Source organism: Enterobacter nematophilus, assembly GCF_026344075.1.
GTDB lineage: Bacteria > Pseudomonadota > Gammaproteobacteria > Enterobacterales > Enterobacteriaceae > Enterobacter > Enterobacter nematophilus.
Window position 1 is genome coordinate 975,372 of sequence record NZ_JAPKNE010000001.1, and the last position, 21,060, is coordinate 996,431.

A 21,060-nucleotide genomic window follows, 5' to 3' on the forward strand; every position below is an offset into this window, starting at 1 on the left:
AAGCCTCTACTGCACCAACGCAATCAGTTCCTTAAGCAATTGTTCCGGCTGTTCGCCGCTGAGTTCAGCGTCAACCGGCAGATACCACCAGTTATCTTTCGCAAAGGCACGGCATTTCACCGCATCTTTTTCGGTCATAATGAGCGTCTGGCCAGGCGCGGTAAGCGCCTCAACCTGCTCTGCCACCAGCGCCTGATGGTCGGCCAGTGGAACGCGTTTTTCCAGCCGGGCACCACACTGCTCCAGCGTCGCGAAGAAGCGCGGCGGATGGCCAATTCCCGCCATCGCCACCAGCGAAGGCAGCTCAGCAACCGGCCGGCGTTCCCCCGTCACCAAGTTGACCGCCATTCCAGGTAACAGACGCATAGGAATTTCACCCGACTTTGCTTCACCGCCGTTAACAATCACCGCATCAACGGACTTCAGACGCGAAGCCCGTTCACGCATGGGGCCAGCGGGCAGCCACCAGCCGTTGCCGAAACGGCGAACGCCGTCGATAACTACAATCTCTTTATCACGCGCCAGAGCGTAATGCTGCAGGCCATCGTCAGTAATAATGATTTGTACTGCATGCCCGGCAAGCAGCGCCTGCACGGCGTCGCTGCGCACCGGGGAAACCGCAACCGGCGCACCGGTGCGCTGGAAAATCAATACTGGTTCATCACCGGCTTCGGCGGTCGTGGTTTCCGTCGTCAGCAGCAATGGGTAATGCGCCGCTTTACCACCATACCCGCGCGACACCACGCCGGGGCGGATGCCGCGTTTTTGCAGCTGCTCCACCAGCCAGACCACCACCGGCGTTTTGCCGTTGCCGCCCGCCGTGAGGTTACCCACCACGACTACCGGAACCGACGCGCGCCAGGCACGCTTAATCCCCAGACGGTAAAACAGGCGAATAATGCCGCTCACCAGGCCGTACAGCCAGGAGAGCGGCAAAAGCAGCAGCCACAGCGGGGATTCACCGGACCAGATGCGTGCAATCATTCGCCGAACTGCATCTTGTGAAGCTGGGCGTAAACGCCGCGATGTTCCAGCAGATCGGCATGGCTTCCGCGTTCAACAATGATGCCGTCCTCAACCACGACGATCTCGTCTGCCTGCTCGATGGTGGAGAGACGGTGCGCAATCACCAGCGACGTACGGTTCTTTTGCAGTTCATCCAGCGCCGACTGAATCGCGCGTTCAGATTCCGTATCCAGCGCAGAGGTTGCTTCGTCCAGGATCAGTATAGGGCTATCGCGCAGCAGCGCGCGCGCAATGGCAATACGCTGGCGCTGACCGCCGGAGAGCAGTACCCCGTTTTCACCGATGATCGTATCCAGACCGTTATCCATCTTGTTGATAAAGTCCATTGCGTACGCCATACGCGCGGCGTTCTCAATCTGCTCGCGGCTGTACTCGTCAGTGCGCGCATAAGCAATGTTGTTGGCAACCGTATCGTTGAAGAGATGCACGTTCTGAGAAACCAGCGCAACCTGGTTACGCAGCGACTGCAGGGTGTACTTCCTCAGGTCGTGACCATCCAGCAGGATCTCACCTTCGTTAATATCGTAGAAACGGGTGATGAGGCTCGCAATGGTGGATTTACCGGAGCCGGAGCGGCCTACCAGCGCAACGGTTTTACCTGCCGGAATCGTCAGGTTGATATTGCGCAGAGCCGGCGTTTCGCGGCCTGGATAGGTGAAGGTCACGTTGCGGAACTCCACGTCGCCACGCGCGCGCTCTACCTCGCGTGTACCTTCGTCTTTTTCCTGTTCAGAATCCAGAATGCTGAAAAGCGTCTGGCAGGCGGCCATCCCGCGCTGGAACTGGGCGTTCACGTTCGTCAGGGATTTCAGCGGGCGCATCAGGGCAATCATCGAGGAGAAGACTACGGTGATGGTACCCGCCGTCAGCGTCTCCATTACGCTCGGGAAGCTTGCCGCATAAAGAACGAACGCCAGCGCCAGTGAGGCAATCAGCTGAATGATCGGGTCAGAGATGGAAGAGGCCGAGACCATCTTCATCCCCTGCAGACGCATTTTGTTGCTGACTTTGTCAAAGCGTTTGGTTTCGACTTCCTGACCGCCGAAGATCAACACTTCTTTGTGCCCTTTCAGCATCTGTTCTGCGCTGGTCGTCACCTGCCCCATGGTGTTCTGCATATTCTTACTGATATTGCGGAAGCGCTTTGAGACGACGCGGATAGCAATGGACACGACCGGTGCCAGCACGATAAGGATCAGCGACAGCTGCCAGCTGTAATAGAACATCATTGCAAACAGACCGATGATCGACGCTCCTTCACGCACGACGGTAATCAGCGCGCTTGAAGAGGAGGAGGCTACCTGCTCTGAATCGTAGGTAATACGAGACAGCAGCGTCCCGGTGGATTGCTTGTCAAAGAATGAGACCGGCATGCCCATCATGTGGCTGAACAGACGACGGCGCATGGTCATAACCACTTTCCCGGAAACCCAGGAAATGCAGTAGCTGGAGATATAGCTGGTGATCCCACGTAAGATCATCAGCCCGATAACCACCAGAGGCATCCATAGCAACACTGAGCGATCCGTTTTACCAAAACCGTCGTCCAGTAACGGTTTGAGGAGCGATAACATAAAAGTATCGCTGGCTGCGTTGAGGATTAACGCTACACCCGCCACGATCAGGCCTGCTTTAAAAGGTGCAATCATCGGCCAGAGTCGGCGGAAGGTTTGCCACGTGGAGAGATCTTTGTCGTTATGCATTCAAAAAACCAGCATTTGTTGAAATAGCCGCATATTCTACCCGTTATCTACGGGCGCGCCAAACCACTGATGATACCAGGGGGGTAAAAATTGATCCCGCACGCGCCGGATTTCCCAGCGATGATTCGAAAATGTCACCGATATTTGCCCGGAATGGGGGGTATCGTGCCAGATATATCCCTCTTTTCGGTAGCGCCGGACCACTTTAGCCGACGGAAATCGCCATGCGTTATAGCGGGCCGCTGAATCCAGCGCAATCTCCCCTTCCAGGCGCTGTACCAGCGGCAATGACGACGAGGTATTGCTGCCGTGATGAGGTACCTGTATGAGTGTGGACGTCAGATGCTGCCAGTAATGGCTAAGCATAGCCTGTTCTGCCTGTGCTTCAATGTCTCCCGTCAGCAGAACGCTCTGCTCGCCGTCGTCAATTTTTACCACGCATGAGTGATTGTTACCCTGAGCCGGATAATTTTCAGGGGGCCAGTGGACGGTGAACGTTAAACCCTGCCATTGCCATCTTTGCCCGCGAAAGCAGGGACGATGCCCAGTCTGGTGCAACGGACTTCTAACCCACATCTCAGGCCATGCTTTTTGCAGCGATACAAGACCTCCCGCATGGTCGAGGTGCTCATGGCTGAGAATAACGCCTTCCGGTTGCAGATGATGCCAGCGCAGCCATGGAATAATTAATCGCTGTGCGCTATCCCCGCCCGGCCAGGCGAGCCCGGTATCGTAAAGAATGGCTTTTCCCTGTCGTTCAATAACCATTGCCAGCCCCTGCCCCACGTCCAGCATATGGAGCGTCCAGTCGTCGCTTTTCGCCGTTCGCCAGAGGGGAGAAGCCAGCAAGACACTTCCCGCCAGACAAACGGCAGGAACGGTTTTCCAGGCGCGGAAACGCCAGCCGATGAGGATAAGCCACGGCAGTAACGTCATGTACTGCCAGCGCTGGTCCACACTCTGCCAGCCGTCTGGCAGGCGCATCAGAAACCAGAACAACCCGGCAAGCGTCTTGTCGGCTGCATACCAGATGCCGCTTTCCAGCCCCGCCAGCGGCAGCAGATGGAGCAGCATGCCGAGTAAAATCAGCGGAACGCAGACAAACGTCACCAGCGGAACGGCAAAGAAATTGGCGATCAACGATGAAATGCTAAAGCCATGGAAAATCAGAACCTGTAACGGCATGAGGAGTAACAGCATGCCAACCTGCAGATAGATCAGGTTCAGCAGCGGACGTACCCGACGCACCTGCCGCCAGTGAGGAAGCGGCAGCCACTGAAACCAGAAAATCAGCGCGGCGACGGCAAATGCAGACAAAAGCAGGCTCTGCGAAAGTATGGCTAAGGGATCGCTTATCAGGATCGCCGCGACACAGCAGATCCACACCTGCCAGGGAGACCATTGCCGGGCACCGATCCGCAGCGCCGCCAGTACAGCAAGTGCGATAACCGTGCGTAACGCGGGCGGTTGCAGACCGGTCAGCCAGGCGTAGAAAGCAGCAAAGAATAACCCTGCCAGCAGAGGCATTTGCCAGTTGACCCGATGGCAAGGTAATAAAAACTGAAGCCCGCGCACAAGAAACCAGACGATGGAGGCCGCCAGCGCGATATGCAGACCCGAAATCGCCATCAGATGCAGCGTGCCGGTTTCACGCATCAGGTCTTTTATTTCCCTGGGGACATCCAGACGTTCTCCCATGCCCAGTCCGAGGATAACCGCGCCCCAACGATAAGCTGAAAGTCGGTTTTGCAGCGATGTCAGGTATTGCACTCGCAGGCTGCAGCGTCCATCGATGAGTTCTGCATGGGTAAAACGCCCACTTAGCGTTTGATGGCGGGCAATAGCGCTGCGCTGGGGGTCATACCCTCCGTCGTTCAGTTCGCCGTGTACAGGCCTGAGCCGGAGCGTCATCGACCAGCGCTGACCGGCACACGCTTTCTGCGGCAGATAATGACCATAAAGCGTTACGCCCGTTGACGCCCACCAGCGCTGGCCATCAACGGTGAGTATTTTTCCCTGATGCACAGTGGCACCATCAGTCGCGGCGATCTCCACCTCGGCCTGTATGGCACCTGCGGTTAAATGCTGCATCGGCCAGACGCTCTCTTGCGCGGCCAGAATGCCCCACACGCAAAATAACAGCGTCATCCCCACATACTTCAGCCGTACGTTTTGGCGTGCGGCCAGTGCAACCCCGCCAGCCATCATTATCCAGATGGTATAACGCGATGGCAGTTCAGGTAACCAGAGTAACGGGGCTATCGCCAGAATGGCGCAGATACCTAAAGCGGGAATTCCCATTGCTACCTCCCTGTTTCTGGGTGGCAGTATGCGGGCAGATCGAGCGGGGTGTCAGGTGTGAAAAATGCAATCTACAGCAAGCGCTGCAAGGTTTTTAGCGCGTTGCAGAAAACGCAACGTAAAATGCGAGACACCTTCAGAATGAAAGTGACGGAGACAAAAAAAGCACCCGCAGGTGCTTTCTTTCGAACCCAGTTTAACCGGCTGGCTAAACTCAGTTGCCGTAAATATTGGCGCGATCGCGCAGTTCTTTACCCGGCTTAAAGTGTGGAACGTACTTCCCTTCCAGCTCGACTTTATCACCAGTTTTCGGGTTACGCCCGGTACGTGGAGCACGATAGTGCAGAGAAAAACTACCGAAACCGCGGATTTCAATGCGCTCGCCCTGGGCAAGAGTGGAGGCCATATGCTCCAGCATCTCTTTTACGGCATCTTCCACTGCCTTGGCAGGGATATGCGGTTGCTGACTGGCAAGTCTTTCAATCAATTCTGACTTGGTCATGATTCCTCCGGTTCCTTTCAAACCAATTAGCTGAACAGCTCATTAAACAAGGGCGGCCGTAGCCGCCCTTTGTTATTGATTACAGGACGAATCCTGCAATCTGTCAAGTCTGCTCCTCATCCTTCGCGCTGTAAATGCGTTACAGCTCAAATGATGTTGAGAACCTGATATTACTCGCCTTTAGCTGCTTTGAAAGCTTCAGCCATTGCGTTGTTAGAGAAGTTTGCATCTTCCTGTTTGTTAACAGTTGCGATTGCATCTTTCTCATCAGCTTCGTCTTTAGCACGAACAGACAGGCTGATTGCACGGTTCTTACGGTCAACACCGGTGAACTTAGCTTCAACGTCGTCGCCTACGTTCAGAACCAGAGTGGCATCTTCAACGCGGTCACGTGAAGCTTCAGAAGCGCGCAGGTAACCTTCAACGCCGTCAGCCAGTTCTACGGTTGCGCCTTTAGCGTCAACTGCAGTCACTTTACCGTTTACGATTGCGCCTTTCTTGTTCAGTGCAACCCAGTTGTTGAACGGATCTTCTGCGAGCTGTTTAACGCCCAAGGAGATACGCTCACGCTCTGCGTCAACCTGCAGAACAACTGCAGCGATTTCGTCGCCTTTTTTGTATTCACGAACTGCTTCTTCGCCTGCAACGTTCCAGGAGATGTCAGACAGGTGAACCAGGCCATCGATGCCGCCGTCCAGGCCGATGAAGATACCGAAGTCAGTGATAGACTTGATTTTACCTTCAACACGGTCGCCCTTGTTGTGGGTTTCCGCGAACTGCTGCCATGGGTTGTTTTTGCACTGCTTCAGGCCCAGGGAGATACGACGACGTTCTTCGTCGATATCCAGAACCATCACTTCCACTACATCACCAACGTTAACAACTTTGGATGGGTGGATGTTTTTGTTGGTCCAGTCCATTTCGGAAACGTGCACCAGGCCTTCAACGCCTTCTTCGATTTCAACGAAGCAGCCGTAGTCGGTCAGGTTGGTTACGCGACCAGTCAGTTTAGTACCTTCTGGGTAACGCTTAGCGATAGCTACCCATGGATCTTCGCCCAGCTGTTTCAGGCCGAGGGATACACGAGTACGCTCGCGGTCGAACTTCAGCACTTTAACAGTGATTTCGTCGCCCACGTTCACGATTTCGCTTGGGTGCTTAACGCGTTTCCACGCCATGTCGGTGATGTGCAGCAGGCCATCAACGCCGCCCAGGTCAACGAATGCGCCGTAGTCAGTGAGGTTCTTAACGATACCTTTGACTTCCATGCCTTCCTGCAGGTTTTCCAGCAGCTGATCGCGTTCTGCGCTGTTTTCGGATTCGATAACGGCACGACGGGAAACAACAACGTTGTTACGCTTCTGGTCCAGCTTGATTACTTTGAACTCAAGCTCTTTGCCTTCGAGGTGCAGGGTGTCACGGACTGGACGAACGTCTACCAGTGAACCTGGCAGGAACGCACGAATACCATTCAGCTCAACAGTGAAGCCACCTTTAACTTTGCCGTTGATAACACCGACCACAGTTTCAGCTTCTTCGTAAGCTTTCTCCAGCGTGATCCATGCTTCGTGACGTTTAGCTTTCTCACGAGACAGCAGGGTTTCGCCGAAGCCGTCTTCTACTGCGTCCAGAGCAACGTCAACTTCGTCACCAACCTGGATTTCCAGCTCGCCCTGGGCGTTTTTGAACTGCTCAGCCGGAATGGCGGACTCAGATTTCAGACCGGCGTCAACCAGTACTACGTCTTTGTCGATAGCAACAACAACACCACGAACGATGGAACCCGGACGGGTTTCGATTTCTTTTAAGGATTCTTCAAACAGTTGAGCAAAAGATTCAGTCATGTTTAATCTTCAGGTTAATATTAACGTCCACCTGGCTCCGTGCCGGATGGGGTTGTTTCACATACCCGCCGTCAATCCATTGCAGCGGGGGTACTGCTAAATCGGTCGCGATTACGCGAATGCCAGTTTTTGGCGCGCATATTGTAGCGCTTTTTCAATCACTTGCTCAATAGTTAAACTGGTTGAATCCAGAACTAATGCATCTTCTGCAGGAACAAGCGGTGCGACGGCGCGGTTACGATCGCGGTCATCGCGCTCTTTTATCTCGGATAAAAGGCGATCAAAGTTAACACTAAACCCCTTTTCCTGCAACTGAAGCATACGGCGTTGAGCACGTTCTTCCGAAGAGGCGTCAAGGAAGATTTTTACTGGCGCATCAGGGAAGACCACGGTTCCCATGTCGCGTCCGTCAGCGATCAGACCCGGGGCTTCTCGAAACGCTCGCTGGCGACGCAGCAGCGCCTCGCGAACGCGTGGGAAAGCGGCCACCTGGGAGGCCGCATTAGCGACTTCCTGCGTACGGATTTCACCGCTCACGTCTTCCCCTTCCAGGATCACTTCAAGGTTGCCATCAGTTGAGACAAAGCGCACATCCAGATGCGCAGCCAGCGGTACCAGCGCCTCTTCAGAGGCGACATCCACGTGATGATGCAGCGCAGCGAGCGCCAGCACGCGATAGATTGCTCCCGAATCTAAAAGATGCCATTGCAATGCTTCCGCCATCGCTTTGCACAGAGTACCTTTCCCTGCGCCACTCGGCCCATCAATGGTGATTACCGGGGCAACTGCCGTCATCTTTTTCTCCTTAAATAAGGCATACCGTTAACATGAACGCCGCGCATTATACGCGCCAACGTGCGCAACTGTTACCTTTGCGTGCAAATTACGGAATGATAGAAGCAGAGTGTAGAAGAAATGAGCGGGAAAGATCGTCAGGAAGCGTAAGGAAATGCCGCATCAGGTGATGCGGCAAGACTTCATCATGCCAGGGTGCTAATGCGCGCCAGCTGTTCGAAATAGTCCGGGAAGGTTTTCGCCGTACATTTCGGATCGAGAATGGTCACAGGGGTATCGGACAGCGCCACCAGCGAGAAACACATCGCCATACGGTGATCGTTATAGGTCCCGATTTCAGCAAAGTTCAGTTTTGCCGGAGGGGTAACGCGAATGTAATCTTCGCCCTCTTCTACCTCAGCGCCGACTTTACGCAGCTCGGTTGCCATCGCGAACAGGCGGTCCGTCTCTTTTACGCGCCAGTTGTAGATGTTACGCAGCGTGGTGGTGCCTTTGGCAAACAGCGCCGCCGTGGCAATGGTCATCGCCGCATCCGGGATATGGTTCATGTCCATGTCGATGGCGTTCAGCTCGCCGTGGGTACAGGAGATGAAATCATCCCCCCAGGTGACAACCGCGCCCATTTTTTCCAGCACGTCGGCAAAACGAATATCGCCCTGCACGCTGTTGCGGCCAATGCCGGTCACTTTTACCGTACCGCCTTTAATCGCGCCAGCGGCAAGGAAATAGGACGCGGATGAAGCATCGCCTTCAACCAGGTAGTTGCCCGGCGACTGATACTGCTGCGCGCCGCGAACCACGAAGCGCTGATAAGACTGGTTTTCAACCTCAACGCCGAAGGTCTTCATCAGGTGCAGCGTAATATCAATATACGGCTTGGAAACCAGCTCACCTTTAATCGCGATAACCGTATCCTGCGGGGCCAGCGGCGCGGTCATCAGCAGCGCCGTCAGGAACTGGCTGGAGACGCTGCCGTCAACCTCGACGCTACCGCCGGTAAAGCCCCCGCGCAGACGCAGCGGCGGGTAATTTTCCTGCTCCAGATAATCAATCTGCGCGCCGCCCTGACGCAGGGCATCCACCAGATGGCCGATCGGACGCTCCTTCATGCGCGGCTCGCCGGTCAGCACGATGTTATTGCTCCCGAGGCACAGAGCCGCCGCCAGCGGACGCATCGCAGTACCCGCGTTACCCAGAAACAGCTCAAGCTCTTCACTCGCCTGCAGCGCGCCGCCGTTACCGGCCACTTCGCAGCGGGTACGATCGTCAGAGAGTGTGTAATGAACGCCCAACGCTTTCAGCGCATTGAGCATATGGCGCACGTCATCGCTGTCCAGCAGGTTGGTGAGGACGGTGGTGCCGTTTGCCAGAGCTGCCAGCAGCAGAGCGCGGTTCGAGACACTTTTTGAACCAGGCAGATTGATGGTGCCATCTACCCGCGCGATAGGTTGTAACGTCAGGGATTCCATGAAAACTAAACTCTCAAATCAACATAATAAAAACCCCGCAGGGACGCTGCGGGGGTGAAAAACAGCAAATTAACCGTGACGACGTTCGAAGTCGATCATGAAATCGGTCAGGGCCTTAACCCCTTCCAGCGGCATCGCGTTATAGATAGAGGCACGCATGCCGCCCACCACGCGATGGCCTTTCAGCGCATGCAGGCCTGCTGCGAAGGACTCTTCCAGGAAGACTTTGTCCAGGCTGCTGTCCGCCAGCTGGAACGGCACGTTCATGCGGGAACGGTTCGCTTTCGCCACATCGTTACGGTAGAAATCGCTCTTGTCGATCGTGCCGTACAGCAGTTCGGCTTTCTGCTGATTGATCTTGTCCATCTGCGCCACGCCGCCGTTTTGCTTCAGCCATTTGAAGACCAGGCCGGAGAGATACCAGGCAAACGTAGGTGGGGTGTTGAACATGGAGTCGTTGTCATTCAGGACGGTGTAATCCAGAATTGACGGGCAGGACTTATGGGCTTTCCCCAGCAGGTCTTCACGGACGATGACGATAGTCAGGCCCGCAGGACCGATATTTTTCTGCGCGCCCGCATAGATAACGCCGTAACGGCTAACGTCCAGCGGGGTGGAGAGAATGGTTGAAGAGAGGTCCGCCGTCACAATGACATTGTCGCCAAAGTCTGGCTCTTCGTGAATGGCGATGCCGTCGATGGTTTCGTTCGGGCAGTAGTGGAGATACGCGGCGTTGTCAGACAGTTGCCACTCGCTCATCGGCTTCACGGCGCGCAGACCGTCGACGGTGACTTTGGCATCGATGACATTCGGCGTGCAGTATTTGTGCGCTTCTTTTACCGCACTGGCTGCCCAGTAGCCGGCATCGACGTAATCAGCGGTGGTTTTGTCGCCCAGCAGATTGAGCGGGATACCCGCAAACTGGCCGCGTCCACCGCCGTGACAGAACAATACTTTGTAGTTCGAGGGAATGTTCAGCAGATCGCGAAAATCCTTTTCTGCCTCTTCCGCCACCTGAATAAACTCTTTACCACGGTGGCTGATTTCCATCACCGACGTACCCAGACCGTTCCAGTCGCACAGCTCCTGTTGAGCCTGCTTGAGCACATCTGCCGGTAACATTGCCGGACCTGAACTGAAATTAAAGACTTGAGCCATTTCCCCTCACCACGCTAAAAGCCATAAGTTATAACTGTGGATATCGGTTTTATCATTCAGTGACACGCGCCGCAATGTCTAAAACTTATGACCGGAGAAATGTGCCCTTCGTCACACAAAACAATCTGCCGCCTCGTCGTCACAAAACCGACAAAATCGCTGTCAGACGAGGCGTTTAGCCCGGCTAACCTTCGTCCATTCCGGATTTGCACAACGGGGGCATAATTGATGATCGCCCGCATGCATCCCCACCACATGACTACACTTTATACATGCATACTCCCCGGTTTCAGGTACCACCCTGAACCGTTCTATTAACATATCCGGCAGGATACACAGGCCGGGCTTAACGTCGTCGTCAGCATAGTAATAGACGCTGATTTGCCCATTGGTTTCCATGATCGCCAGCCGCACCTGCCCGAGCTGTTCAACGCTATTCAGACGCAGCTCCATAAAGAACTCAAACTCGGTCATATTGGCGCTTTGCACATTTTCCCAGGCCAGTTGACCGTCCTCGACAATAACGACCGGTTTCCCTTCAAGCAGATCTTCCAGCTTCTCACTTTTCGACATCAGCCACATGACCAGCCGGTAAAGCAAGGCGAGAGAAACAAAAACGATAAACACCGGCACCATCGGCACGTCGTCATAAAACGCGACGTCCCCCGCCGCCGAGCCCAGCGTCAGAATGATCAGCACTTCAAACAGCGACATCTGCCGAACGCCACGACGGCCGGTAATTTTGAGAAACAGGAAGACGAGTACGAAGGTGTACAGGCTGCGCAGCGCCACTTCGCCCAGAAATTCAGGTGGAACTTTATCAAACGCCATCCGCTGGAGATCAAATGCTTTCATTTTTCTACGCCTTAACAGTAGGTTACTGCTACTAAGCATAGCCCAGCCATTTATTTTCGCCGGAGATAGCACCCGTCACGCAAAACCCGTATCATTGCGCGCTTTACGTACGATAAAAGTGAACGCCATGACTCAAACGTTTATCCCCGGCAAAGACGCCGCTCTGGAAGATTCCATCGCTCGCTTCCAGCAGAAACTGACCGACCTGGGCTTTAACATCGAAGAAGCCTCCTGGCTGAACCCGGTGCCTCACGTCTGGTCCGTGCACATTCGCGACAAAGACTGCGCGCTCTGCTTTACCAACGGTAAAGGTGCGACGAAAAAAGCGGCACTGGCCTCTGCGCTGGGTGAGTATTTTGAGCGTCTGTCCACCAACTATTTCTTCGCTGACTTCTGGCTGGGTGAAACCATCGCTAACGGCCCGTTCGTTCACTATCCGAACGAAAAATGGTTCCCGCTGACCGAAGACGATGAACTGCCGGAAGGCATTCTGGATGCCCGTCTGCGTGCCTTCTACGATCCGGAAAACGAACTGACCGCCAGCATGCTGATCGATCTGCAGTCTGGCAATGAAGAGCGTGGGATCTGCGCCCTGCCGTTCACCCGTCAGTCTGACGAGCAGACCGTGTATATTCCGATGAACATCGTCGGCAACCTGTATGTGTCCAACGGCATGTCAGCCGGTAACACCCGCAATGAAGCGCGCGTGCAGGGGCTGTCTGAAGTGTTCGAGCGTCACATTAAAAACCGCATCATCGCTGAATCCATCAGCCTGCCGGAGATCCCGGCGGACGTGCTGGCGCGCTACCCGGGCGTGGTGCAATCCATCGCGAAGCTGGAAGCGGAAGGTTTCCCAATCTTTGCGTATGACGGCTCGCTGGGCGGTAAATATCCTGTTATCTGCGTCGTGCTGTTTAACCCGACTAACGGAACCTGCTTCGCCTCCTTCGGCGCGCATCCTGACTTCGGCGTGGCGCTGGAGCGTACCGTGACCGAGCTGCTGCAGGGCCGTAGCCTAAAAGATCTCGACGTCTTCACCCCGCCAACGTTTGACGATGAAGAAGTGGCCGAGCACACCAACCTCGAAACCCACTTCATCGACTCCAGCGGTTTGATCTCCTGGGATATGTTCAAGCAGGACGCGGACTATCCGTTCGTGGACTGGAGCTTTGCCGGTACCACCGAAGAAGAGTTCGCCACACTGATGGCCATCTTCAACGCCGAAGATCAGGAAGTCTACATTGCCGACTACGAACACCTGGGCGTTTACGCGTGCCGCATCATCGTACCTGGCATGTCCGATATCTACCCTGCTGAAGATCTGTGGCTCGCAAACAACAGCATGGGCGCGCACCTGCGTGAAACCCTGCTCTCCCTGCCGGGCAGCGAGTGGGAAAAAGAAGATTATCTCAACCTGATTGCCCAGATGGACGATGAAGGCCACGATGACTTCACCCGCGTGCGCGAGCTGCTGGGTCTGGCGACCGGTAAAGACAACGGCTGGTACACCCTGCGCATCGGTGAGCTGAAAGCGATGCTGGCCCTCGCGGGCGGCGATCTAGATCAGGCTCTGGCCTGGACCGAATGGACCATGGAGTTTAACCAGTCGGTCTTCTCCGCCGAGCGCACCAACTATTACCGCTGTCTGCAAACCCTGTTGCTGCTTGCACAGGAAGAGGCTCGCGAGCCACTGCAGTACCTCAACGCTTTCGTACGTATGTACGGTGCTGAAGCGGTTGAAGCCGCCAGCGCGGCGCTGAGCGGTGAAGAGCCGTTCTACGGTCTGCAGGCGGTTGACAGCGATCTGAAAGCCTTCCCGGCGCATCAGTCTCTGCTGAAGGCCTATGAAAAGCTGCAGAAAGCAAAAGCCGCTTACTGGTCAAAATAAGCGCATATAACATTAACAGCAGTAGGCGTATTCAATCGTCTGGGCTATATTACGGGGCAATTTCATTGCCCCGTTTTTTATTCTCTTCGGCAATGATTGTTGATTGTAATAATTAAGTTAAACACGGGTAAATATAATAATATTTGCCTGGGCTTTATTGTTACTTTTTATGGTAAATACTCCATATTAATTAACTGTTTCGAAGGGGGCCGAACGAAATAATTCAACTCTTTTCATAATTTTTAAAATTTATTTTTATACGGATAATCAAATACTTACTCCGCATTTGCTGTAAAACCATACATACTGCGGGCCTATAAGCCAGGCGAGATATGATCTATATCAATTTCTCTTCTATAATGCTTTGTTAGTATCTCGTCGCCGACTTAATAAAGAGAGAGTTAGTGTGAAAGCTGACAACCCTTTTGATCTTTTACTCCCCGCCGCGATGGCAAAAGTTGCCGAAGAAGCGGGTGTCTATAAAGCAACGAAACACCCGATGAAGACGTTCTATCTGGCGATCACCGCAGGTGTGTTCATCTCTATCGCTTTCGTCTTCTACATCACCGCCACCACCGGTACTGCCGGAATGCCTTTCGGCATGGCCAAACTGATTGGCGGCATTTGCTTCTCACTGGGTCTGATTCTCTGCGTCATTTGCGGCGCCGACCTCTTCACCTCAACGGTGCTGATTGTTGTGGCGAAAGCCAGCGGAAGAATTACCTGGGGTCAACTGGCGCGCAACTGGCTTAACGTCTACGTTGGTAACCTGATTGGCTGTCTGCTCTTTGTTCTGTTGATGTGGCTCTCTGGCGAGTATATGACCGCCAACGGCGGCTGGGGGCTTAATGTCCTGCAAACCGCTGACCACAAAATGCACCACACATTTATCGAAGCCGTTGCTCTCGGCATCCTCGCAAACCTGATGGTCTGCCTGGCGGTCTGGATGAGCTACTCTGGCCGTAGCCTGATGGATAAAGCCATGATTATGGTTCTGCCGGTTGCGATGTTTGTTGCCAGCGGCTTCGAGCACAGTATTGCGAATATGTTCATGATCCCGATGGGGATTGTTATCCGCAACTTTGCAAGCCCGGAGTTCTGGACCGCAGTTGGTTCATCCCCGGAAAGTTTCTCTCACCTGACTATTATGAATTTCATTACTGATAACCTGATCCCCGTTACTATCGGGAACATTATCGGTGGGGGTCTGTTAGTTGGGTTGACATACTGGGTCATTTACCTGCGTGGCGGCGACCATCATTAATGGTTGTCTCAGGCAGTAAATAAAAAATCCACTTAAGAAGGTAGGTGTTACATGTCCGAGCTTAATGAAAAGTTAGCCACAGCCTGGGAAGGTTTTGCGAAAGGTGACTGGCAGAATGAAGTAAACGTCCGTGACTTCATTCAGAAAAACTATACCCCGTATGAAGGTGACGAATCCTTCCTGGCTGGCGCAACTGACGCGACCACCAAGCTGTGGGACAGCGTAATGGAAGGCGTTAAACTGGAAAACCGCACTCACGCGCCAGTTGATTTTGACACCTCCGTTGCTTCCACCATCACTTCTCACGATGCTGGCTACATCAACAAAGCCCTTGAGAAAATCGTTGGTCTGCAGACTGAAGCACCACTGAAACGCGCAATCATCCCGTTCGGTGGTATCAAAATGGTTGAAGGTTCCTGCAAAGCGTATAACCGCGAGCTGGACCCAATGCTGAAAAAAATCTTCACCGAATACCGCAAAACCCATAACCAGGGCGTATTCGATGTTTACACCAAAGACATTTTGAACTGCCGTAAATCTGGCGTTCTGACTGGTCTGCCAGATGCGTATGGCCGCGGCCGTATCATCGGTGACTACCGTCGCGTTGCGCTGTACGGTATCGACTTCCTGATGAAAGACAAGTACGCGCAGTTTGTTTCCCTGCAGTCCGATCTGGAAAACGGCGTCAACCTGGAAGCGACTATCCGTCTGCGTGAAGAAATTGCTGAACAGCACCGCGCGCTGGGTCAGATTAAAGAGATGGCTGCGAAATATGGCTGCGATATCTCTGGTCCTGCAACCAACGCCCAGGAAGCTATCCAGTGGACCTACTTCGGCTACCTGGCCGCGGTTAAGTCTCAGAACGGCGCAGCAATGTCCTTCGGTCGCGTGTCTACCTTCCTGGATGCGTACATCGAACGTGACCTGAAAGCTGGCAAAATCACCGAGCAAGACGCTCAGGAAATGATTGACCACCTGGTCATGAAACTGCGTATGGTTCGCTTCCTGCGTACCCCAGAATATGATGAACTGTTCTCTGGTGACCCAATCTGGGCAACTGAATCTATCGGTGGTATGGGCGTTGACGGCCGTACGCTGGTTACCAAAAACAGCTTCCGCTTCCTGAACACCCTGTACACCATGGGTCCTTCTCCGGAGCCGAACATCACCGTTCTGTGGTCTGAAAAACTGCCTCTGAACTTCAAGAAATTCGCCGCTAAAGTGTCCATCGACACCTCTTCTCTGCAGTACGAGAACGATGACCTGATGCGTCCGGACTTCAACAACGACGACTACGCTATCGCTTGCTGCGTGAGCCCAATGGTTGTTGGTAAACAAATGCAGTTCTTCGGTGCGCGTGCAAACCTGGCGAAAACCATGCTGTACGCTATCAACGGCGGCGTTGATGAAAAACTGAAAATGCAGGTTGGTCCTAAGTCTGAACCAATCAAAGGCGACGTGCTGAACTATGACGAAGTCATGGAGCGCATGGACCACTTCATGGACTGGCTGGCTAAGCAGTACGTGACCGCGCTGAACGTTATCCACTACATGCACGACAAGTACAGCTACGAAGCCTCTCTGATGGCGCTGCATGACCGTGACGTTATCCGCACCATGGCGTGTGGTATCGCTGGTCTGTCCGTGGCTGCTGACTCCCTGTCTGCAATCAAATATGCGAAAGTTAAACCAATTCGTGACGAAGACGGCCTGGCCGTAGACTTCGAAATCGAAGGCGAATACCCGCAGTTTGGTAACAACGATTCTCGCGTTGATGACATGGCGGTTGACCTGGTAGAACGTTTCATGAAGAAAATTCAGAAACTCACTACCTACCGTAACGCTATCCCGACTCAGTCTGTTCTGACCATCACTTCTAACGTTGTGTATGGTAAGAAAACCGGTAACACCCCAGACGGTCGTCGTGCTGGCGCGCCATTCGGCCCAGGTGCTAACCCAATGCACGGTCGTGACCAGAAAGGTGCTGTTGCCTCTCTGACCTCCGTTGCTAAACTGCCGTTTGCTTACGCGAAAGATGGTATCTCTTACACCTTCTCTATCGTGCCAAACGCGCTGGGTAAAGACGACGAAGTGCGTAAAACTAACCTCGCGGGTCTGATGGATGGTTACTTCCACCACGAAGCGTCCATCGAAGGTGGTCAGCACCTGAACGTGAACGTAATGAACCGTGAAATGCTGCTCGATGCGATGGAACACCCTGAGAAATATCCTCAGCTGACCATCCGCGTATCTGGCTACGCAGTACGTTTTAACTCCCTGACTAAAGAACAGCAGCAGGACGTTATCACCCGTACTTTCACTCAGTCCATGTAAGTGGAATTGACTGAAATCACGCGTTAAAAAGCGTACAATAAAGGCTCCACGCAAGTGGGGCCTTTTTAACACCCTCGCTTCACCAGTCTCTTTTGTCCGCTATCTATACTTTATGGATAACAGCCAAAACAGACTCGACATAGCCTTTGAGCTGTGCAACTACATAGGCCCCCGGATGGGCCAAATTCGGAGATATCACCGCAATGTCAACTATTGGTCGCATTCACTCCTTTGAATCCTGTGGCACCGTCGATGGCCCGGGTATCCGCTTTATCACCTTTTTCCAGGGCTGCCTGATGCGCTGCCTGTACTGCCATAACCGCGACACCTGGGACACGCACGGCGGTAAAGAAGTCACCGTGGAAGATCTGATGAAAGAGGTGGTGACCTACCGCCACTTTATGAACGCGTCCGGCGGTGGCGTGACGGCATCCGGCGGTGAAGCTATTCTTCAGGCTGAGTTTGTCCGCGACTGGTTCCGCGCCTGCCATAAAGAAGGCATTCATACCTGTCTCGACACCAACGGCTTTGTGCGCCGCTACGATCCGGTCATTGATGAACTGCTCGAGGTGACCGATCTGGTGATGCTCGATCTCAAACAGATGAACGATGAGATCCACCAGAATCTGGTTGGCGTTTCTAACCACCGTACGCTGGAGTTTGCCAAATACATCGCCGACAAGGGCATCAAAACCTGGATCCGCTACGTTGTTGTTCCCGGCTGGTCAGATGACGATGACTCCGCGCACCGCCTGGGTGAATTTACCCGCGACATGGGCAACGTCGAGAAAATTGAGCTTCTGCCCTATCACGAACTGGGTAAACATAAATGGGTGGCGATGGGCGAAGAGTACAAGCTTGATGGCGTGAAGCCGCCGAAAAAAGAGACGATGGAACGCGTGAAAGGTATTCTTGAGCAGTATGGCCACAAGGTCATGTATTAAAGAGAAGGCCCGGTAAGAACCGGGCCTTTTATATTCTATTTAAAGACGCCATTAATAACGGAGGTCACAATCGCCGTACTCAGCGCAATTAAGACCAGATCGTCACCCACCACGCGCCATTCATAGCCAGGGTAGGAAGGAAGCTGGCCGAGCATAGACGCTGGCACGGTTTTCTTAGCAATGCCCGGAGGAAGTGGTTTACCGCGGGCGAGGTTTTTCGCAATACCCGGAGGCAGAGACTCATAGCCCGTTAAGCCGTAATTCAGTGCCAGGTGGCGGGCATGATCGAAGCTCACGCGAGCATCAACGTCATTACCGACATCTTTGCTGTTTTTGAAGCTCTTATCCGATTTCCCAGGATTATCCTTTCCGCTATTTTGCTTATTACCATGGTTACCGGAATTACCAGAATTCCCGTTACCATGATTGCCGCCATTACCTTGTCCGCCACCGTTTCCGTGACCACCGCCGTTCCCGTTTCCAGGGTTAGCCATGACCGGAGCCGTTGCAAACGTTAAAGACAACACTACGGCAAGTGCGGTAGTGGAAAAACGACGTATAGACATGATTGTTGCCTTTTAGTGGTAGAACTCACTTGAATTATCGCCAGGCGGGAAAAACAAACAATGAGTAAAAGTCTTATATGTGACAGGGACAAAAAAGCCTGTCATCGACAGGCTTTTATTTAATCAGGCGTGTGCCACAGGCGTTGGATGCTCGCCCGCTTTACGCAGCAGCATTAAGAGATAAATAAACGACACGCTGGCAATCATGATAAACAGCAAATTGTCGGAATAATTCTGCATCAGCATCGCGGTAAATGTCGGTCCCAGCAGGCTACCGATGGTGTAGCTTAATAACAGCGCCTGATTCATTGCCACGAGCTGGTGATGTTCTACTTTCTCACAGGCCCAGGCCATCGCGACCGGATAGAGCGTGAAACCTGCGGCTCCGAGAATAAACAGCGCGGGCGCCATCGCGGCGTTGCTGAGCATCGCAAGGCATCCCATGATCACCACGAAGACCTGAACGCGCAGCACCAGCAGACGACCAAAGCGGTCCGCCAGGCGGCCAATCGGCCATTGCCCCACAATACCCGCACTGACCATCACCGCCATCCAGAAACCAATTCCGGAATCGCTGACGCCCTGATGATTCAGGTAGAGCGGCATCAGGCCATAGAGCGAGCCCAGTACAATTCCCGAGATAATGCAGCCGTTAACGCCCAGACGCGCCTGACGGAGCCTCAACATCGGCCAGACGTGGGTCGCTTCCTGATGTTCGCTGTTCTGGTTCACAATGCGCGTAAAAAGCAGCGGCAGGATAGCGGCTAGCACCATCCCCGTTACCCACGGCAGTACGCTCATCAGGTCGGTTGGCAGTTTACTGACCATCAGTTGACCCAGAACGGTACCGACGTAGTAAACCATCATATAGGCCGCCAGCAGGCGCCCGCGGTTGCGGGAGGTACCGCTACACATCAGCGCGCTTTCAACCACCACCCAAATCATCGCGCAGCCGACGCCGGCGATAAAGCGCCATGCCATCCAGCTCCAGAAGCCGACCATCAGACCCAGACCGGCGCACCCGGCAGCGAAAATCAGCGAGGCCAGATAATAGCTGCGATTAAAGCCAAAACGCTTAATCAGGCTACCGGTTAATAATGTGCCCAGCAGGTTCCCGGTGAAAAAGGACGAGCTGACCATACCCACCTGCCAGGTCGGTAAGTTTTCATGGGCGAGCCACAGCGGGACGAGCGTGTTTAACACGGCGATCGCCAGGGTCAACAGAAGCAGGCCACAGAGCAACAGGAGCACTGGCCGGGTATAGGTGGTCATGGATTAAAAACCGTGAGGAAGTTCAGATTTCGTGCGCATCATGCCACTGGCAAAAACAAAGTCAATCCACAGATTTAGCCGGCTCGCACAATATGTTCCCTGTCGATTTAAAAAACTTATCCTGCTAATGCAGCGCCTGCTATAGATATTAATTATGTATCTGTTTTTATTTATTAATGACCAAAATTAAAACAAAACGACAGTCGAAAAATTTCATGAATGAAAAAAAGAAAAGCCGGGCGCTATGTCCCGGCTTTTAATAACCAAAAATAAAATTAGCTGGCGATTGCCATACCGACCGTCATATGCAGGCCATAGAACACGCCGCGACCAATGAGCTCGCCCGCCAGCACCAGCACAAAGGCCAGGGATAGCAGCGGCAAAGCGGGCTGGTAACCTTTAAGCTGAGGGGCAATCCAGCATACCAGCGCAGCCGCCAGCAACGCCACGCGCCAGGCCATTAGCGAGCCGTAGTCCGGCACCAGCGCAGAAGCCTGCTGGAGAGAGCTGTGAATGGTTGCCAGTTCGGCACCCTGCATCAGGGCGACCATCGCACTCACCACCAGCGCCAGCAGCGAAACGGCTGGCAACAAACGCATTGCCCAACCGTCTACCCCCGCCACGCGCAGCAGCAGGTAGCCCAGCAGCGGCCCGCCGATAAACATCGTCAGGAAGAAGCTCATCGGCGTCCAGACGCTGTACCAGGTTGGGACGGTATCGATGGTGTTGTAGACGCGCACCATCATCCACACGAACACCACGCCCAGTACCATGGTGACGATCAGCCACAGCCTGCGCAGGCCCGCAGGCAATTTCTTGAGCGCAGCCAGCAGCCACCCCAGCCCGCCGACCGCAAAGAAGATTGCCCCGCTGGCAATTTCGTTACTGAGGGATGAGGCCCCCACGCGGTTCAGGGAGTTGAACGCGCGCATCGGTGAGCCCAGGTGCAGCGTAGAGGCGATAAATCCAATCCCCATCAGCACCCACAGGCCAAACATGCTCAACACTAAACGCTGCTGCTGTTCAGCATTGAGGTTCCCTTTTAACAGCGCCAACGCGAGAACAATGAAGCCGCCCACTACGCACTGCCCAAAGACCGTGAAGATCATCAGCGGCCATTCATGCCATCCACTTCCCAT

Annotated in this window: 16 protein-coding genes; 4 read left to right on the plus strand and 12 right to left on the minus strand. The window is 53.9% G+C overall.

Annotated elements, in window-relative coordinates; translation table 11 throughout:
• Positions 1–6: 6 nt before the first annotated feature.
• The 9 genes from lpxK to OSH03_RS04720 all read right to left on the minus strand — a co-directional run bounded on the left by lpxK (position 7) and on the right by OSH03_RS04720 (position 11,653).
• Positions 7–984, minus strand: coding sequence for a tetraacyldisaccharide 4'-kinase (gene lpxK / locus OSH03_RS04680; protein ID WP_266178401.1), 978 nt, complete (start codon positions 982–984; stop codon positions 7–9).
• Entirely contained in the window at positions 981–2,729 is a 1,749-nt protein-coding gene (gene msbA / locus OSH03_RS04685; protein WP_266178402.1) for a lipid A ABC transporter ATP-binding protein/permease MsbA, read from the minus strand. Before msbA ends, lpxK begins: the two co-directional genes overlap by 4 nt.
• Positions 2,730–2,765: 36 nt before the next feature.
• Positions 2,766–5,030 carry a ComEC family protein gene (locus OSH03_RS04690; protein WP_266178403.1) on the minus strand — a complete coding sequence of 755 codons (2,265 nt, stop codon included), beginning with the start codon at positions 5,028–5,030 and terminating at the stop codon, positions 2,766–2,768.
• Between the two features lie 214 nt (positions 5,031–5,244).
• On the minus strand, positions 5,245–5,532 hold the full coding sequence (gene ihfB / locus OSH03_RS04695; RefSeq protein WP_008499965.1) for an integration host factor subunit beta: 288 nt from the start codon (positions 5,530–5,532) through the stop codon (positions 5,245–5,247).
• Between the two features lie 170 nt (positions 5,533–5,702).
• Entirely contained in the window at positions 5,703–7,376 is a 1,674-nt protein-coding gene (rpsA, locus tag OSH03_RS04700; protein ID WP_008499966.1) for a 30S ribosomal protein S1, read from the minus strand.
• 111 nt (positions 7,377–7,487) lie between these two features.
• Positions 7,488–8,171 carry a (d)CMP kinase gene (cmk, locus tag OSH03_RS04705; protein ID WP_266178404.1) on the minus strand — a complete coding sequence of 228 codons (684 nt, stop codon included), beginning with the start codon at positions 8,169–8,171 and terminating at the stop codon, positions 7,488–7,490.
• Positions 8,172–8,356: 185 nt separating this feature from the next.
• Positions 8,357–9,640 carry a 3-phosphoshikimate 1-carboxyvinyltransferase gene (gene aroA / locus OSH03_RS04710; RefSeq protein ID WP_266178405.1) on the minus strand — a complete coding sequence of 428 codons (1,284 nt, stop codon included), beginning with the start codon at positions 9,638–9,640 and terminating at the stop codon, positions 8,357–8,359.
• A 69-nt stretch (positions 9,641–9,709) separates the two neighbouring features.
• The gene (gene serC, locus OSH03_RS04715) at positions 9,710–10,798 is read right to left on the minus strand and encodes a 3-phosphoserine/phosphohydroxythreonine transaminase (RefSeq protein ID WP_266178406.1); all 1,089 of its coding nucleotides are present in this window, start codon (positions 10,796–10,798) and stop codon (positions 9,710–9,712) included.
• 162 nt (positions 10,799–10,960) lie between these two features.
• Entirely contained in the window at positions 10,961–11,653 is a 693-nt protein-coding gene (locus OSH03_RS04720) for a DUF421 domain-containing protein (protein ID WP_266178407.1), read from the minus strand.
• A gap of 127 nt (positions 11,654–11,780) precedes the next feature.
• Between OSH03_RS04720 and ycaO the strand changes: the two genes are divergently transcribed.
• From ycaO to pflA, 4 genes are all read left to right on the plus strand, one after another.
• Entirely contained in the window at positions 11,781–13,541 is a 1,761-nt protein-coding gene (gene ycaO, locus OSH03_RS04725; protein WP_266178408.1) for a 30S ribosomal protein S12 methylthiotransferase accessory factor YcaO, read from the plus strand.
• 406 nt (positions 13,542–13,947) lie between these two features.
• Complete coding sequence (focA, locus tag OSH03_RS04730; RefSeq protein WP_028012564.1) at positions 13,948–14,805, plus strand: formate transporter FocA; 858 nt, start codon at positions 13,948–13,950, stop codon at positions 14,803–14,805.
• A gap of 51 nt (positions 14,806–14,856) precedes the next feature.
• Positions 14,857–17,139 carry a formate C-acetyltransferase gene (gene pflB, locus OSH03_RS04735; RefSeq protein WP_023332542.1) on the plus strand — a complete coding sequence of 761 codons (2,283 nt, stop codon included), beginning with the start codon at positions 14,857–14,859 and terminating at the stop codon, positions 17,137–17,139.
• 203 nt (positions 17,140–17,342) lie between these two features.
• Positions 17,343–18,083 (plus strand): pyruvate formate lyase 1-activating protein, encoded by a 741-nt coding sequence (pflA, locus tag OSH03_RS04740; protein WP_045630022.1) that lies wholly within the window; start codon positions 17,343–17,345, stop codon positions 18,081–18,083.
• Positions 18,084–18,118: 35 nt separating this feature from the next.
• On the opposite strand, the gene OSH03_RS04745 is transcribed toward pflA, so the two are convergent.
• The 3 genes from OSH03_RS04745 to OSH03_RS04755 all read right to left on the minus strand — a co-directional run bounded on the left by OSH03_RS04745 (position 18,119) and on the right by OSH03_RS04755 (position 21,060).
• Complete coding sequence (locus OSH03_RS04745) at positions 18,119–18,649, minus strand: anti-virulence regulator CigR family protein (protein WP_061098704.1); 531 nt, start codon at positions 18,647–18,649, stop codon at positions 18,119–18,121.
• Positions 18,650–18,772: 123 nt separating this feature from the next.
• Positions 18,773–19,921 carry an MFS transporter gene (locus OSH03_RS04750; protein WP_045261768.1) on the minus strand — a complete coding sequence of 383 codons (1,149 nt, stop codon included), beginning with the start codon at positions 19,919–19,921 and terminating at the stop codon, positions 18,773–18,775.
• Positions 19,922–20,196: 275 nt separating this feature from the next.
• On the minus strand, positions 20,197–21,060 hold the full coding sequence (locus tag OSH03_RS04755) for a dimethyl sulfoxide reductase anchor subunit family protein (RefSeq protein ID WP_266178409.1): 864 nt from the start codon (positions 21,058–21,060) through the stop codon (positions 20,197–20,199).

Excerpts from the sequence above, each read along its gene's own strand:
- lpxK (WP_266178401.1), bottom strand. The coding sequence starts at position 984 with ATGATTGCACGCATCTGGTCCGGTGAATCCCCGCTGTGGCTGCTGCTT.
- msbA (WP_266178402.1), bottom strand. The coding sequence starts at position 2,729 with ATGCATAACGACAAAGATCTCTCCACGTGGCAAACCTTCCGCCGACTC.
- OSH03_RS04690 (WP_266178403.1), bottom strand. The coding sequence starts at position 5,030 with ATGGGAATTCCCGCTTTAGGTATCTGCGCCATTCTGGCGATAGCCCCG.
- ihfB (WP_008499965.1), bottom strand. The coding sequence starts at position 5,532 with ATGACCAAGTCAGAATTGATTGAAAGACTTGCCAGTCAGCAACCGCAT.
- rpsA (WP_008499966.1), bottom strand. The coding sequence starts at position 7,376 with ATGACTGAATCTTTTGCTCAACTGTTTGAAGAATCCTTAAAAGAAATC.
- cmk (WP_266178404.1), bottom strand. The coding sequence starts at position 8,171 with ATGACGGCAGTTGCCCCGGTAATCACCATTGATGGGCCGAGTGGCGCA.
- aroA (WP_266178405.1), bottom strand. The coding sequence starts at position 9,640 with ATGGAATCCCTGACGTTACAACCTATCGCGCGGGTAGATGGCACCATC.
- serC (WP_266178406.1), bottom strand. The coding sequence starts at position 10,798 with ATGGCTCAAGTCTTTAATTTCAGTTCAGGTCCGGCAATGTTACCGGCA.
- OSH03_RS04720 (WP_266178407.1), bottom strand. The coding sequence starts at position 11,653 with ATGAAAGCATTTGATCTCCAGCGGATGGCGTTTGATAAAGTTCCACCT.
- ycaO (WP_266178408.1), top strand. The coding sequence starts at position 11,781 with ATGACTCAAACGTTTATCCCCGGCAAAGACGCCGCTCTGGAAGATTCC.
- pflB (WP_023332542.1), top strand. The coding sequence starts at position 14,857 with ATGTCCGAGCTTAATGAAAAGTTAGCCACAGCCTGGGAAGGTTTTGCG.
- pflA (WP_045630022.1), top strand. The coding sequence starts at position 17,343 with ATGTCAACTATTGGTCGCATTCACTCCTTTGAATCCTGTGGCACCGTC.
- OSH03_RS04745 (WP_061098704.1), bottom strand. The coding sequence starts at position 18,649 with ATGTCTATACGTCGTTTTTCCACTACCGCACTTGCCGTAGTGTTGTCT.
- OSH03_RS04750 (WP_045261768.1), bottom strand. The coding sequence starts at position 19,921 with ATGACCACCTATACCCGGCCAGTGCTCCTGTTGCTCTGTGGCCTGCTT.
- OSH03_RS04755 (WP_266178409.1), bottom strand. The coding sequence starts at position 21,060 with ATGGGAAGTGGATGGCATGAATGGCCGCTGATGATCTTCACGGTCTTT.